This is a genomic window from Janthinobacterium sp. SUN137 (genome assembly GCF_030587265.1).
Classification (GTDB): Bacteria; Pseudomonadota; Gammaproteobacteria; order Burkholderiales; family Burkholderiaceae_D; genus Janthinobacterium; species Janthinobacterium kumbetense.
Genome location: NZ_JAPWHZ010000003.1, coordinates 318,430 through 332,000, shown reverse-complemented (window position 1 = coordinate 332,000; position 13,571 = coordinate 318,430). Strand labels below are relative to the sequence as shown.

Genomic DNA, 13,571 nt, shown 5'->3' with positions numbered 1-13,571 from the left:
ATCATGACCCATCTGAAAACCCTGCTGGCCACGGCCCTGACCGTGCTGTCTTTCTCCGCCGTAGCACAGACGTCCGTGCAAATCACCGACCCGTGGGTGCGCGCCACCGTGCCGCAGCAAAAAGCCACGGGCGCCTTCATGCAGATCACGGCGCCGAAAGCCATGCGCCTGCTGGAAGTGCGCTCGCCCGTGGCCGGCGTGGCGGAAATCCATGAAATGAGCATGACGGACAATATGATGCGCATGCGCCAGGTCAAGGAAATCGCCTTGCCAGCCGGCAAGGCCGTCGAACTGAAACCGGGCGGCTACCACGTCATGCTGCTGGAACTCAAAGGGCAGGTGAAGGCGGGCGACAAGATCCCGCTGACCCTCGTCGTCGAAGGCGAGGACAAGCGCCGCGAAACCATCGAAGTCAATGCCGTGGCCCGTCCGCTGGGCGCGACCTCGGCCCCGATGCCGGCGATGAAGCATTAAGCTGTCGATACGCCTTTGAAAAGCCCGGTTCGCCGGGCTTTTTTGCGTCCGCCTGAAAGTTAAACGGCTGTTTGATATAATTCCATCCAATATTAAACAGCTGTTTAAATGGTGGGAATGGCATGACAGAAGAAAAGAGAAGCGACCAGGAAACGGAACCGGCGCGCGCGCGCATCCTGCAGGCGGCGGCCCAGCTGTTTGCCGACGAAGGTTACCGGCTCGCGTCCGTGCGCCGGATATGCGAGGCGGCCCGTGTTAACGTGGCCATGGTCAATTATTATTTTCATAGCAAGGAAGAGCTGCACCTGGCCGCTTTTGACTATGCACGCGAGCTGGCGCGCGCTTCGGCCGCCGACGTGGCGGCCGCCAGCGCGCGGGCGCAGTTGCCGCCCGTGGAACAGTTGCGCCTGGCCATCGAAGCGCTCGTCTCCGACATGCTGCGCTCGGGTCCGGCTTCCCTGTTCAGCCGCCTGGTGGCGCGCGAGCTGATCGAACCGACGGCCGCCATGCACAAGCTGGCCGAACGCAATGTGCGTCCGCAACACGCCTTGTTCACGGGCTTGATCCGTGGCGTGGTGGGGCCGGCCATGCCGGACGACGTGGTGCAGAAATGCGTGTTCAGCGTGATCGGCCAGGCCGTGTTTTATGCCCGTTCGCGCATCGTGCATGAGCTGGTGGCGCCCGAGATCACCTATGACGAGGCTGGCCTGGGCAGCATCGCGCGCCACGTCGCGCAATTTTCACTGGCGGCCCTGGAGGGCATGCGCCGTCAATATGCCGTGCAGGCGGACGCATGAAGGCGCGCAACCTGACCCTGGTGCTGGCCGGGCTGGCCATGCTGGGCCCGTTCGCCACCGATACCTTCCTGCCATCGTTTCCCGCGATCGGCACGCATTTCGAGGTCAGCAGCGTGCTGGTGCAGCAGACCCTGAGCGTCTACCTGGCCACATATGCCTTCATGACCTTGTTCTACGGCACCTTGTTCGACTCGTTTGGCCGCCGCCCCGTGATTCTCGCCTCGCTGCTGATCTTTGCTGCGGGCTCCATCGGCGCCGCGTTCGCGCCCAGCTTTGGCTGGCTGCTGTTCTTCCGCGGCATGCAGGGCGCCTCGGCCGGAGCGGGCAGGGTCATCGGGCAAGCCATCGTGCGCGACAGCTTGTCGGGCGCGGCCGCGCAAAAGATGCTGGCCAATATCATGATGGTGTTCGGCATCGCGCCCGCCATCGCGCCCATCATCGGCGGCTGGCTGCACGTGGCCTACGGCTGGCAATCGACGTTCGTGTTCACGTTTTCCGTCACGCTGCTGCTGGCGCTCGCCTGCCTGAAAGGCTTGCCGGAAAGTCTAGCCGTCGAGCAACGCCAATCCTTCCACCCAGGCAACATCGCGCGCAATTACTGGCTGGCCTTGCGCCACCGGGCATTCCTGCTGCGTTCGCTGGCCGTGGCCTTCGCCTTTGGCGGCTTTGCCCTGTACATCGCGTCCGCGCCGCATTTCATCCTGGAACTGCTGCGCTTGCCGGAAACGGCGTTCGGCTGGATGTTCATCCCCATGGTGGCGGGCCTGGTGGGCGGTTCGGCGCTGTCGGGCAAGCTGGCCCATGCGGTGAAAAGCACCGTGCTGGTGCGCTGGGGCTTGCTGGCCATGGCCGCCACGGGCGCGCTCAATATTGCATATAACCACTGGTTCGCGGCCAGCATCCCGTTCGCCGTCGCGCCCGTGATGCTGTACGCGTTCGGCATGTCGCTGGCCTTGCCGGGCATGACCATGTCGACGCTCGACATCTTCCCGCAGATGCGGGGCCTTGCCGCCTCGTTGCAAAACTTCGTGCAAATGCTGGTGTTTGCGCTGGTGTCCGGTTTTGTCGCACCGTTGCTGTTCGACAGCGCATTGAAATTGGCGCTGGGACAGGCTTCGGCCGTGGCGCTGGCCGCGTTTTTCTGGTGGCTGGGCACGCGCCAGGACGCGGCGCAGGGCGCGATGGGAGTTGCTAAAACGGCATGAGCGGAGTTTGAAAAGGATGGCATGCTTTCTGCTTTGTTACACTGTGACAATCAGACCCGCACGGGTCTAAGCAGTTTTGCAACTTTACCTTTGGCTATCATGCACTTGATTAACTCCAGTTTGAACCACGCCTTGCGCGTGCCGCTGGCCGCGGAAATCCACTCGCGGCCATTCTTGCAGCTCGACGCCCCCGAGCTGATCACCCATCTGGCCGTGTATAAAGATGACAGCGCGGCGCCGGGTGCGTCGAATATGGCGGCTCAGCACGCCACCCTGGCGGCCCTGTGCACGCATTTCGGCGTCACGCCGCCAAGCACCGAAGCCAAGTATTTTTACTACGACTTCGGCCGCTTCCGCCTGAAATGGGAATGCCACACGGAATTTGCCACCTTCACCTTCGCCGAGCATCCTGGTACCGCCTTGCCCCTGGAGCAGGCGTTCGAGCGCATGCCGCTGGCGCAATTGCCGCAGCAATGGCTGGCGGGCTTGAAGGGCAAGCTGATGGTGGCGGCGCACGTGGTGCTGGAGCAGGCGACCGAGCCGGCCGAGATCTTCATGCAGGGCTTGTCGCGCGTGTTCGAAGGCAATACCTTGGCGGGCAGCAAGGTATTGCAGGGCGGAGAATTGTGGACGGATTTCACCATCCAGTCCGACGGCTTCAGCCGTTTCGTCATCCGCGACGCGGGCATGCGTTCGCAGCAGTCGGGCCGCTTGGTGCAGCGCGTGCTGGAAATCGAAACCTACCGCATGATGGCCTTGTTGGGCCTGCCTTACGCCATGCAGGCGGCACCATCCTTGAATGCCATCGAGAATGAACTGGCGACCCTGGCGGCCGCCATGGTGGACACGGACGATGCGCCGGGCCTGGTCAAGGCCGACGAAGGCGTGGCCGAACAAGCCTTGCTCGACCGCATCACGCGTTTGGCGGCGCGCATTGAAAAGTTGTCGCTCGACAATAGCTACCGTTTTTCCGCCTCGAAAGCCTACATGGGCCTCGTCAAGGCCCGCATCGACGAGTTGCGCGAAGTGCGCATCGAAGGCATCCCCACGGTCGAGGAATTCATGGACCGCCGGTTGACGCCCGCCATGAATACGTGCGCAGCGATGGCCAGCCGCCAGGAAGCGATGGCGCAGCGCATTGCCAACACGAATGACTTGCTGCGCACGCGCGTGGGCATCGTGCAGGAATTGCAGAACCGGCAAATCCTGCAATCGATGAACGCCCGCGCGGCGCAGCAGCTGCGCCTGCAACAGGCGGTGGAAGGCTTGTCGGTGGCCGCCATTTCGTATTACGTGATCGGCCTGTTCAGCTACACGGGCAAGGCGGCCAAGGTGCTGGGCTTGCCCGTGAACCCGGAAATCCTCGTCGGCGCCCTGGTGCCGTTCGTGGCGGCCGCCGTGTGGCTGGGACTGCGCCGCATGCACCACAAGCTGCACGCGGACTGAACAGGACGACATCGCGCTGTCATTTTTGCTATCTTTCAACATTCGACCGTCAGGTGTTTTGAAAAGGAAGTTGCGTGCTAGCGAATGTTGGAGATGTTTACAGTGTGTTTTCGCCCGAGCTGCAGCAGTATGTGGCTTGCCAGGTCACCCGCATCAAGGATGCATCTTCGTCCAGGCCGGTAGCTGCCGTGCTGGAGCTGGACTGGACCGGTGACGCCTTGCCCGATGCGGCGGCCGTGCAAGCCATGCGGCCGCTGCTGTGCGATTATTTCTTTTGGAACAATCGCCACGATCACTGCTATGCCACGGCGAACGTGCCGCCTGGCTATACGCTCGTTGGCAATATCGCGCCGCTGGTGGATGTGGAAGTGAACAGCTACCGCAGCGCCTGGTACGTGGGCGACAGCGTGCTGCGCCAGCGCAACTGGGAGCGCATCGATCCGCTGCGGCGCCAGCAGTTCAAGGCCGCGTCGGACAAGCGTGAAGTGACCTTGGGCGGCCAGGTCTTGCGGCAAGACGCGACGAAAATCAATGACAGCGTCTTGCAGGCGCTGGGCGACGTGTCCGAGCTGGAGAAACTGCCTTGCCTGATGTCGATCGAGACGGGCAACGGCACGCAAGCCTTGATGGAGTTTATCCAAGGCAATCCCTTCATCAATGAGCTGGACTGGCAATCATCGACGGTGCATGCGCTCGATTTCAGCGGCAGTGGCCTGGAACGCCTGATCCTGCAGCCCGATGGCGTCACCAGCCTCGTCTTGAACGAAGGCTTGAACCTTCTCGCGCTGGACAGCGCGCCATCGCCGGCGCTGCGCATCGAAGATGGCGCCGATGGCCGCCACCTGACACTGCAGTGCAAGCACGCGCTGCCGCCGTTTCACGGCCTCGGCCAGCTGGGCGGCCTGTCGCTGATCGGCATGAAAGAAGTTGATCTGGCGCAAGTGGCGCGGCGTTTTCCCCATCTGACCTCCTTGCGCATCTGGGGCAAACCCGGAATGGCGTCGCAGATGGCCAGCCTTGCGCAGCTGACCCGGCTGCGGACGTTCACCGCCTATGACCTGTTCGGCTTCACGGCGGAGGAGTTCCCATCGGCCGCGCAATTGCCGCAGCTGTCGGCCTTGTGGCTGACCAGCTTGCCAGCCGATGTCGCCAAGGCCATCAAGGCCGGCTACAAGAAAGCGGCGGCGCAGGGACTGGACCTATCGGTCACCAAGGCGCGCAAGCCGGAATGGCTGGCTGAAAACCTGCTCAACCCGTTCCGCGACTGGGATGGCCGCGAGCAAATTTCCCCTGCGTATGCGAAAAAGGCGGCGCTGGCCTACAAGAACATGCTGGCCGTGACGCGCAGCCTCGATGCGGCCATGGCGGCGACGGCCGCTGCCGCCGCGCTGGAAGCGATGGTCGCCGCCTATGTGGAGGCATTCAACAAGATCGAGCGGCGCGCCAGCATCATCGAGACGGTCGAGCGCGAGGAAATCTACACGGTGCTGGCGGAATTGCTGGCCCAGCTGCGGCAGCAATTGCAGCAAGCGGGCGGGCAGGGGGCTGCGCTCGTCGACGAGGCGGCCTTGCTGGACTTGTTCGACCGCTTGCGCGAATTCTAGGCTTGCCGGCAATCTAGAAAAAAAGTTCTAGACAGGGCGTTCTAGACTGGGTATTATAGCGTCATGCTAAAAAATACCTCCACTCCCCATCCCACGGCCGCCGAACTGGACCTGCTGCGCATCCTGTGGCAGCGCGGTCCGTCCGACGCCCGCGCCGTGTATGACGCCCTGGCCGCGGAGCGTGCCGACGCCAGTTACGCCACCGTGCTGCGCCAGTTGCAATTGATGCATGGCAAGGGCTTGCTGAGCCGCGATGAAAGCCAGCGGCCGCAGCTGTATGCCGCCGTCGAAGCGCAGGAAAAACTGCAGACCAGCTTGCTCAAGGACTTGATCGGCAAGGTGTTTTCCGGTTCCGGCAAGGCGCTCGTGCTGACGGCGCTGCGCGAGCACGTGAGCGACGCGGAACGCCTGGAAATTGAAAAAATCCTGAGCAGCAAGGATGGCAAGGCGCCATGAACGTGGACATGCACCTCGGCATCGATGTGGGCAACCTTGTCCCCGCGCTGGGCTGGGTCTTGCTGTACTTCGTCTGGCAAGGCTTGATCGTCGGCGCCGTATCTGCCGTAGTGCTCCGGCTGCTGCGCCACGCCAGTGCGCGCTGGCGCTATGCCGTCTGCGCGCTGGCGTTGCTGTTGTGCCTGTGCATTCCCTTTGTGCACCTGCTGTCTCTGCTGTCGGGCGTCTCGCCGGCCCGGCTGCCGGTGGATGCGCCGCCCGCCTGGCGCGCCGCGCTGCAAGCCTGGATGCCGGCCCTGGTACTGGCCTGGAGCGCGGGCGTTGGCCTGATGAGCTTGCGCCTGTGCCTGGGCCTGGCCTGGGTCGGCAAGCTGCGCCGCCAGGCGGTGGCTGCGCCGGCCATCTGGCAGGGCCGCCTCGATGCGCTGGCGCAGCGCATGGGCTTGCGCCGCAGTGGCCCGATTCCGCTGAAATTGCATGCGGGCCTGGCCAGCCCCGTCACCGTGGGCTTCTGGCGCCCCGTCATCCTGCTGCCGGCCGCCTTGCTGAGCGGCATGCCCGTCGCCTTGCTGGAAGCGCTGCTGGCGCATGAACTGGCCCACGTGCGGCGCTGGGATTACCTGGTCAACCTGTTGCAAAGCGTGGCCGAGGCACTGCTGTTTTTTCACCCCGTCGTCTGGTGGCTGTCGGCACGTATGCGGGCCGAACGGGAACAGGTGGCCGACGCCCTGGCGGCGCAAGCGCTGCAAGACCCGCAGCAGCTGGCCACGGCGCTGCATGCGCTGTCCCTGCACGCTGCCGCGCCGCATCATTCCGGCTTGCTGATGTCGGCACGTGGCGGGGCCTTGCTGACGCGCATAGAACGCCTGATGGCGCCCGGCCCGGACACGGCCGGCTGGAAACTGGCCGTGCCCGCCTTGTTGCTGGCTTGCGCCACCTTGCTGCTGCAGGTGCAGGGCAAGCCCGCCGTCAACGGGGCGACCCTGGCCGAGGCCGCCTCCGGCATGCTGGCCTTGCCCGTCAGCGCGAAACACATGCTGGTGTTCGATGACGCCAGCGGCAAGGTGCTGATGGCGAAGGATGCGGACACCGTCGTGCCCATCGCCTCGATCACCAAGCTGATGACGGCCATGGTGGTGCTGGATGCGGGCCTCGATCCGGAGGAACAGTTGCGCATCGTGCGCGCCGATGGCGACGCTTCCATGCAGCGCCACAGCCTGCTGGCCGAGGGCGTGGCCGTGTCGCGCGGCGCGCTGTTGCAACTGGCGCTGCTGCCATCCGAAAACCGCGCCGCCGCCGCGCTGGCGCGCACCTATCCCGGTGGCAGCGTGGCGTTTCACCTCGCCTTGCAGGCGAAGATACGCCAGCTGGGCTTGACGCGCACCACCTTGACGGACCCGGTCGGCAGTTCGCCGGCGAATACGTCGACGGCCAGCGAAGTGGCGAAGATCGTCGCGGCGGCCGCGCGCTATCAGGACATCGCGCGCATCACCAGCCACCCGCAGGCGAGCGTGGCCGTCAATGGCAGGACGCGCACCTTGCACAACACGAATCCCTTGGTGGGCGGCAAGGGCTGGGACATCTTGCTGTCCAAGACGGGCAGCAGCAACGCGGCGGGCAGCTGCCTGACGATGCGCATGCGCAGCGGCGGCAAGCACGTCACCGTGGTGCTGCTGGATGCCGCCGGCGCGCAGCGGCGCTCGCTCGACGCCGGACACATCCGCGACACCCTGGCCGACAGGACCGGCCGCATGCATTGATACCCCCCCCCCGGGCGCGCCAGTGCGGGCGCCCTTCTTTTTGACACTCTGGAGATGAAGATGACACTATTGGCGAAGTTGATGCTGGCTACGGTTGCGACCATGGCGGCTGGCACGGTGCAGGCGAAGACGCCCGCACCGGTGCAGGATAAACCTGTTAATTGTGATAGTTGCAAGGAATGGAACGCGCCCGTCAAGCCGTTCAATGTCTTTGGCAATACCTGGTATGTGGGCACGGCTGGCCTGTCCGCCGTGCTGGTGACGAGTCCGCAGGGCCATATCCTGCTCGACGGCGCGCTGCCGCAATCGGCACCCCTGATCATCGCGAATATCCAGGCGCTGGGCTTTCGCATCGAGGACGTGAAATATATCCTCAATTCGCACGCCCATTGGGACCATGCGGGCGGCATTGCCGCGTTGCAACGGGCCAGCGGCGCCACCGTGATGGCCAGCGCCTCGGGCGCCCTTGGCCTGCAAAGCGGCACGAATGGCAAGGACGATCCGCAATACCAGGCCAATCCCGTCGTGCACGTCGCCAAGGTGCGCAAGGTCAGCCTGGTGGGCGAGGGCGATACCGTCAAGGTCGGACCGTTGACCTTGACGGCCCACATGACGCCGGGCCACACGCCAGGCGGCACGACGTGGACGTGGACCTCGTGCGAAGGCGACCGCTGCCTGGACGTCGTGTATGCGGACAGCCTGAACCCGTATGCGAGCGGCGATTTCCGCTATACGGGCAAGGGCGCGGGCAAGGGTGGCACGCCTGACATCTCAGCCTCGTTCGAAGCGAGCATCGCCAAGGTAGCAGCCTTGCCATGCGACATCATCATCCCCGTGCATCCGGGCACGACGGACGTGCTGGGCAAGGCCGCCAGGCGCAGCGGTACGGACAATCCCCTGATCGACGCCAGCGCCTGCCGCGCCTATGCGGCCGAAGCGGGCGGCTTGCTGGCCAAGCGCCTGGCGAAGGAGCGGGGTGAAACGCTGCCTGCGGAGGCCAAGGGCGCGGCGCACGCGCACTAAACCGTTTTTACTGTGTCGCCTGCTGCTGTTTTTGCAGGCGTTTCAGGAACACCGTCATTTCCTTGACCGCTTGCAAGTCGCCTTGCTGCCGGGCCACCGTCATGCCGGTGGTCCAGGCGGCTTGCGCGTCATCCAGCCGGCCCAGTTGTTGCAAGGCCTTGCCCAGCAGTTTCCAGGCGGCGGAATAGCCAGGTTGCTGCACGGTGGCTTGCGCCAAGTGCAGGGCCGCTTGCTGTGCGTCATGCTCTTTCAGGCAGGCGTCGCCCAAGCCAAAGCGCAGCAGCGCGTTGTCGCGCCCCTGCGCCAGCAGTTTTTCCAGCTTTTCACGCATGCCCGGCCTCATTAATATGCAAGTATATTCTTGTATATTAACGCTTCCGCGTGCCTGTAACAAGCCGGCGTTCGACCGTGCAAGCGTTCGTGGATTTTCTGGCGCAGATCTTCCATGGCCGGCACGCATCCGAGACTTCGCTGTGCTACCATAAATGAGAATTATTCTCATATGGAGTAGGGCGTGGTATCGACTGTGTGGACGCGGCATCTGTCTTCCGAACTGACCTTGTCGGCCGGTTCCGTGCTGTCACCCACTCCCATCACCGTCAATACGCCCGTGTTCGAGGGTTTGCAAGTCATCGTCTCGCTGAATGGCAAGTTGAGCGGCAGCGTGGATGGCCGCGCGCCGTTCGCCATTACCGATGCGGGCGTCTACCTGGTGCTGGCGCGGGGCCGCCACGAAGGCTGCGACCGCTTTGAAGCGAATACCTTGCAGCGCTACGTGAAAGTGGGACTCGACGCGGGCCATGCGCAGCGCAGCGGTTTCGACCTGGAACGCCTGGCCGTCACGGGCGGCCAGCAGCTGCACCGTGATGGCGTGCTGGTGATGCGCCAGGTGTTGACGCCGGCCCTGCGGGCCATCGCCACGCAGATCCTGATGTGCCCCTTCGACGGCGCCGTGCGCGACATGTATATGGCGGGCAAGGCGCTGGAGATGGCGGCCGTGGCCAGCGACCGGGTGTTGGGACGGTCGCGGGGCGGCGCTGGCGGCGCGGATTTGAGCGCCTTCGAGATTGAGCGCCTGCAGCAGGCGCGCGAGCTGGCCGAACAGCATTTCCAGCAACCGCTGGGTTTGCCTGAAATAGCCAGATTGAGCGGCTTGAACGTGAAGAAGCTGACGGCCGGCTTTCGCCAGCTGTTTGGCGTCAGCGTGTTCGAGCATGTGCAGGATTACCGTCTGCAGGAAGCCTATCGCATGCTCAGCGCGGGCGGCTATACGGTGACGCAGGTGGCGTGCTTTGTCGGCTATGCCATTCCGCATTTTTCCACCTTGTTTCGCAAGCGTTTCGGCATGCCGCCCAGCCAGCTGGCGCGCGCATAGCCGGCTGCATCTTTTCCGTTTTTCGTAAGCCGAAGGCCCGATAACGAAAGCAGCCGGTGCTTCCAGATTTTATGATGAATGATATTCATTCTCATTTAAAGCCTGGAAGGACACACCGTATGTCACGCTCGCAGTCCCACCGTTTGCCGCGCCTTGTGCGCGCCGTTCCCATTCCTCTCGTGCTGGTCCTGGCTTGCCGCGCCGCCTATGCCGCCGCAGCGCCGGAGGCGCCGCAAGCCATGCAAGGCGTGACGATCGAAGCGCAGCGCTTGAAAATCGCCACGCAAAGCACGACATCGAGCAAGACGGATACGGCGCTGATCGAAACGCCCGCTTCCGTTTCCGTCATCACGCGCGACCAGATGGATGCCCAGGGCATCCAGTCTGTCGGCGAGGCGCTGCGTTATTCGGCCGGCGTGCTGGCCAGTCCGTCGATGGCTGCGTCGCAGCGCTATGATCGTTTCGATAACGTCAAGATCCGCGGCTTCGACGTGGGCAGCAACGGCATGCTGCGCGACGGCTTGCGCGGCACCACAGTGCAAGCCTGGCCCAAGGTCGAGCCGTATGGCTTGGAAGCGGTGGAAGTGTTGCGGGGACCCAGTTCCGTGCTGTATGGCCAGAATTCGCCGGGCGGCATCGTCAACCAGATCAGCAAACAGCCGCTGTTTCAGCCATACCGGGAGCTGCAATTGCAGACGGGCAACTTCCACCGCAAGCAGGTGCAGGGCGATGTGAGCGGCCCCGTGGGCGAGGGCGGCGACTGGGCTTACCGCATGACGGGCTTGCTGCGCGATAGCGATTCCCAATTCACAGGCGTGCCGGACGACAAGGTATATTTCGCCCCCGCCCTTGCCTGGCGCCCCAGCGCGGCCACCAGCCTGACCTTGCTGGCCGATTACACGCGCGACAAGTTCGGTCCGCCCGCCGTGGTGGCGCCCATCCAGGGCACCCTGTTGCCAAACCGCCATGGCCGCCTTCCCTACAACCAGATGCTCAACGAAAAGGGCCTGGACAATCACCGCGTGCAATATTCGCTGGCCTATCTGCTCGAGCACCGCATCGACGACGTGTGGAGCGTGCATTCCAAGGCCCGCTACGGGCGGGTCAACCTGATCACGGAAACCATCCAGGGCCGCCTGCTGGCCGACCAGCGCACCTTGCGCCGCACGCCATATTTCTTCGATATCGATGGCGAGAGCTGGTCGCTGGATAACAATGCCAAGGCCAGCTGGCGCAGCGGCGGCGCCGAATTCGAAACCCTGGTGGGCCTCGACTACCGTCACACGAAAGAGGATTATGTGCTCAATGGCGGCCCGGCCGGCGCCGAGATTGATATATATCAGCCTGTCTACCTGGGCCATATGCTGCCCACGCCGGAGCGCTATGCCAGCACCGTGCAAAGCTCGGACCAGTACGGCCTGTACGCGCAGCAACAGATCAAGCTGGCGCGGCAATGGGTGCTCAGCGCTGGACTGCGCAAGGATTGGTCGGACACGTCCACGCGCGACCGCCTGGACGGCGTCACGCCGCCGTCGCAAAAGGATGACGCGCTGACGTGGAAGGCGGGCGCCGTCTATCTGGCCGAGAATGGCCTGGCACCTTACGTCAGCCTGATGACCTCGTTCAATCCCGTGCTGGGCAACGATTTCTATGGCAAATCCTACGACCCCACCAAGGGCAAGCAGGCGGAAGTGGGCGTGAAATACCAGCCGCCCGGTTTCGACGGATTTTTCACGGCATCCGTGTTTGATTTGCGTCAGGAAAACGTGCAGACCCTGGACCCGAACAATTCGCTGAACCGTTTGCAGACGGGCGAAATCAAATCGCATGGCGTGGAACTGGATGCGCTGGCCAATCTCACGCGCAATTTCAACGTGGCGGCCAACGTCACGTGGAACCGCCTGGAAGTGAGTAAAAGCAATAACGTCAATGAAGTGGGCAAGCGTCCCGTCGGCATGCCGGAGACCATGGCCAGCGTATGGGGCAAGTACAAACTGGTGCAAGGCCCGCTGGCGGGACTGGGCATAGGCCTGGGCTTGCGCTACACGGGCGCCACCAAGGCCGACGTCGCCAACCGTATCGACGTGCCCTCCTACCTGCTGACGGACCTGGCGCTGGACCTGGATCTGCTGCGGCTGTCGCCGTCCCTGCGGGGCACGCAGCTGGCGCTGAACGTGACGAATCTGAGCAACAAGCATTACTACGACAGTTGTTCATCGAGCAATTGCAGCACGGGCGATGCGCGCCGCTTGCTGCTGACCGTCAAGCATGCGTGGTGATGCCATGAGAAAAATCGTATCCATGCTGGCCGCCGCGTTGTTGTCCTGCATCAGTTTGTCGGTTGAAGCCGTCACCGTCACCGACCTGGCGGGACGCACGGTGAACGTACCCGACAAGGTGCAACGCGTCGTGCTGGGTGAGGGCCGCCTGATCTACACCTTGTCCATCTTGGAAGGAAAAAATCCCTTTGCCCGCCTGGCGGGCTGGCAGGGCGATTTCCGCCACCTGGATGTGCAGGGCTACGCGGCCTACCGCAAGGTCTTTCCGCAAGCGGAGCAGGTGCCCCTGGTGGGCGCCACGTCGGCCGACAGTTTTAGCGTGGAAAAAGCGCTGTCCTTGCGGCCCGACCTGGCCATCCTGGCCCTGTCGGGCGGCCACGGCCCCGCGCCGGGCAGCGACGCCGTGCGCCAGCTGGAAGCGGCCGGCGTGCCCGTGATCTTTGTCGACTTCAGCAACCATCCGCTTGCAAATACCGTGCCCAGCATGCGCCTGATGGGCAAGGCGCTGGACCGCCAGGCGCAGGCCGCCGCCTTCATCGCCTTTTACGAGGAGCAGGTGGGTCAAGTGGCGCGCGCCGTGCAAGCGGCGCAGGCCAGGCCGGGCTTTCGCCGCCCCGCCATCTTTGTCGACATGCTGGCGGGCTTGCAGGGCTGTTGCGGCTCTCCCGGCACGGGCAATTTCGGCGAGATGATCGCCCTGGCCGGTGGCGAGAATATCGGCGCCGGCAAGATTCCCGGCCCCATCGGCACCCTGAACCCGGAATACATTCTGTCGCGCGATCCCGACGTGTATGTGGCGACGGGCGTGTTCGCCAGCGGGCAGGGGGGCGTGACCCTCGGTTACCAGGCCACCTTGCCGCAGGCGCGCAGCAGCCTGCGCGCCGTGGCCTCGCGCACGGAAACGGCCCAACTGCGCGCCGTGCGCGAAAAAAATGGCAGGCGCTCGCACGGCCTGTGGCATGTGTTCTACGATTCGCCCGAACACCTGGTGGCGGTACAGGCGCTGGCCAAGTGGCTGCATCCTGAGCTGTTTGCGGACCTGGACCCGGCCCGCACGCGCCTTGAAATGTATCGCCGCTTCATGCCGATTCCCGCCACGGGCGTGCTGTTCGTGGACATGCAGCCGTGAGCGCCGTGCTGACACAAGCGCCG

General features: G+C 63.9%; 12 protein-coding genes. 11 read left to right on the top strand and 1 reads right to left on the bottom strand.

Annotated features, from left to right (window positions below):
* The first annotated feature begins 3 nt into the window (after positions 1–3).
* The 8 genes from O3298_RS16410 to bla all read left to right on the top strand — a co-directional run bounded on the left by O3298_RS16410 (position 4) and on the right by bla (position 8,765).
* Positions 4–474, top strand: coding sequence for a copper chaperone PCu(A)C (locus O3298_RS16410; protein WP_099380679.1), 471 nt, complete (start codon positions 4–6; stop codon positions 472–474).
* Positions 475–596: 122 nt separating this feature from the next.
* The gene (locus O3298_RS16405; RefSeq protein WP_305060014.1) at positions 597–1,271 is read left to right on the top strand and encodes a CerR family C-terminal domain-containing protein; all 675 of its coding nucleotides are present in this window, start codon (positions 597–599) and stop codon (positions 1,269–1,271) included.
* Positions 1,268–2,476, top strand: a complete 1,209-nt coding sequence (locus O3298_RS16400) for a multidrug effflux MFS transporter (protein WP_305060013.1) — start codon at positions 1,268–1,270, stop codon at positions 2,474–2,476. Before O3298_RS16405 ends, O3298_RS16400 begins: the two co-directional genes overlap by 4 nt.
* A gap of 99 nt (positions 2,477–2,575) precedes the next feature.
* Entirely contained in the window at positions 2,576–3,922 is a 1,347-nt protein-coding gene (locus O3298_RS16395) for a DUF3422 family protein (RefSeq protein ID WP_305060012.1), read from the top strand.
* A gap of 104 nt (positions 3,923–4,026) precedes the next feature.
* Entirely contained in the window at positions 4,027–5,526 is a 1,500-nt protein-coding gene (locus tag O3298_RS16390) for a hypothetical protein (RefSeq protein WP_289911525.1), read from the top strand.
* A gap of 63 nt (positions 5,527–5,589) precedes the next feature.
* Positions 5,590–5,982 (top strand): BlaI/MecI/CopY family transcriptional regulator, encoded by a 393-nt coding sequence (locus O3298_RS16385; RefSeq protein ID WP_099664459.1) that lies wholly within the window; start codon positions 5,590–5,592, stop codon positions 5,980–5,982.
* The gene (locus O3298_RS16380; protein WP_305060011.1) at positions 5,979–7,742 is read left to right on the top strand and encodes a M56 family metallopeptidase; all 1,764 of its coding nucleotides are present in this window, start codon (positions 5,979–5,981) and stop codon (positions 7,740–7,742) included. Before O3298_RS16385 ends, O3298_RS16380 begins: the two co-directional genes overlap by 4 nt.
* A gap of 60 nt (positions 7,743–7,802) precedes the next feature.
* Positions 7,803–8,765 carry a subclass B3 metallo-beta-lactamase gene (gene bla, locus O3298_RS16375; protein ID WP_305060010.1) on the top strand — a complete coding sequence of 321 codons (963 nt, stop codon included), beginning with the start codon at positions 7,803–7,805 and terminating at the stop codon, positions 8,763–8,765.
* A gap of 7 nt (positions 8,766–8,772) precedes the next feature.
* Here bla and O3298_RS16370 read toward each other — a convergent pair whose 3' ends face one another.
* Positions 8,773–9,096, bottom strand: coding sequence for a tetratricopeptide repeat protein (locus tag O3298_RS16370; protein WP_289915704.1), 324 nt, complete (start codon positions 9,094–9,096; stop codon positions 8,773–8,775).
* Between the two features lie 183 nt (positions 9,097–9,279).
* On the opposite strand from O3298_RS16370, the gene O3298_RS16365 reads away from it, so the two are divergent.
* The 3 genes from O3298_RS16365 to O3298_RS16355 all read left to right on the top strand — a co-directional run bounded on the left by O3298_RS16365 (position 9,280) and on the right by O3298_RS16355 (position 13,548).
* Complete coding sequence (locus O3298_RS16365; protein WP_305060008.1) at positions 9,280–10,140, top strand: AraC family transcriptional regulator; 861 nt, start codon at positions 9,280–9,282, stop codon at positions 10,138–10,140.
* Positions 10,141–10,259: 119 nt separating this feature from the next.
* A complete protein-coding gene (locus tag O3298_RS16360) occupies positions 10,260–12,419 on the top strand; it encodes a TonB-dependent siderophore receptor (protein WP_305057216.1) in 2,160 nt (719 codons plus the stop codon).
* 4 nt (positions 12,420–12,423) lie between these two features.
* The gene (locus tag O3298_RS16355; RefSeq protein ID WP_305060007.1) at positions 12,424–13,548 is read left to right on the top strand and encodes an ABC transporter substrate-binding protein; all 1,125 of its coding nucleotides are present in this window, start codon (positions 12,424–12,426) and stop codon (positions 13,546–13,548) included.
* The last annotated feature ends 23 nt before the right edge of the window (positions 13,549–13,571 follow it).

Bases quoted from the DNA above. Each gene is read 5' to 3' on its own strand.
- O3298_RS16355 (WP_305060007.1), top strand. From the start codon at position 12,424: ATGAGAAAAATCGTATCCATGCTGGCCGCCGCGTTGTTGTCCTGCATC.
- O3298_RS16405 (WP_305060014.1), top strand. From the start codon at position 597: ATGACAGAAGAAAAGAGAAGCGACCAGGAAACGGAACCGGCGCGCGCG.
- O3298_RS16380 (WP_305060011.1), top strand. From the start codon at position 5,979: ATGAACGTGGACATGCACCTCGGCATCGATGTGGGCAACCTTGTCCCC.
- O3298_RS16385 (WP_099664459.1), top strand. From the start codon at position 5,590: ATGCTAAAAAATACCTCCACTCCCCATCCCACGGCCGCCGAACTGGAC.
- O3298_RS16360 (WP_305057216.1), top strand. From the start codon at position 10,260: ATGTCACGCTCGCAGTCCCACCGTTTGCCGCGCCTTGTGCGCGCCGTT.
- O3298_RS16400 (WP_305060013.1), top strand. From the start codon at position 1,268: ATGAAGGCGCGCAACCTGACCCTGGTGCTGGCCGGGCTGGCCATGCTG.
- bla (WP_305060010.1), top strand. From the start codon at position 7,803: ATGACACTATTGGCGAAGTTGATGCTGGCTACGGTTGCGACCATGGCG.
- O3298_RS16395 (WP_305060012.1), top strand. From the start codon at position 2,576: ATGCACTTGATTAACTCCAGTTTGAACCACGCCTTGCGCGTGCCGCTG.
- O3298_RS16370 (WP_289915704.1), bottom strand. From the start codon at position 9,096: ATGCGTGAAAAGCTGGAAAAACTGCTGGCGCAGGGGCGCGACAACGCG.
- O3298_RS16410 (WP_099380679.1), top strand. From the start codon at position 4: ATGACCCATCTGAAAACCCTGCTGGCCACGGCCCTGACCGTGCTGTCT.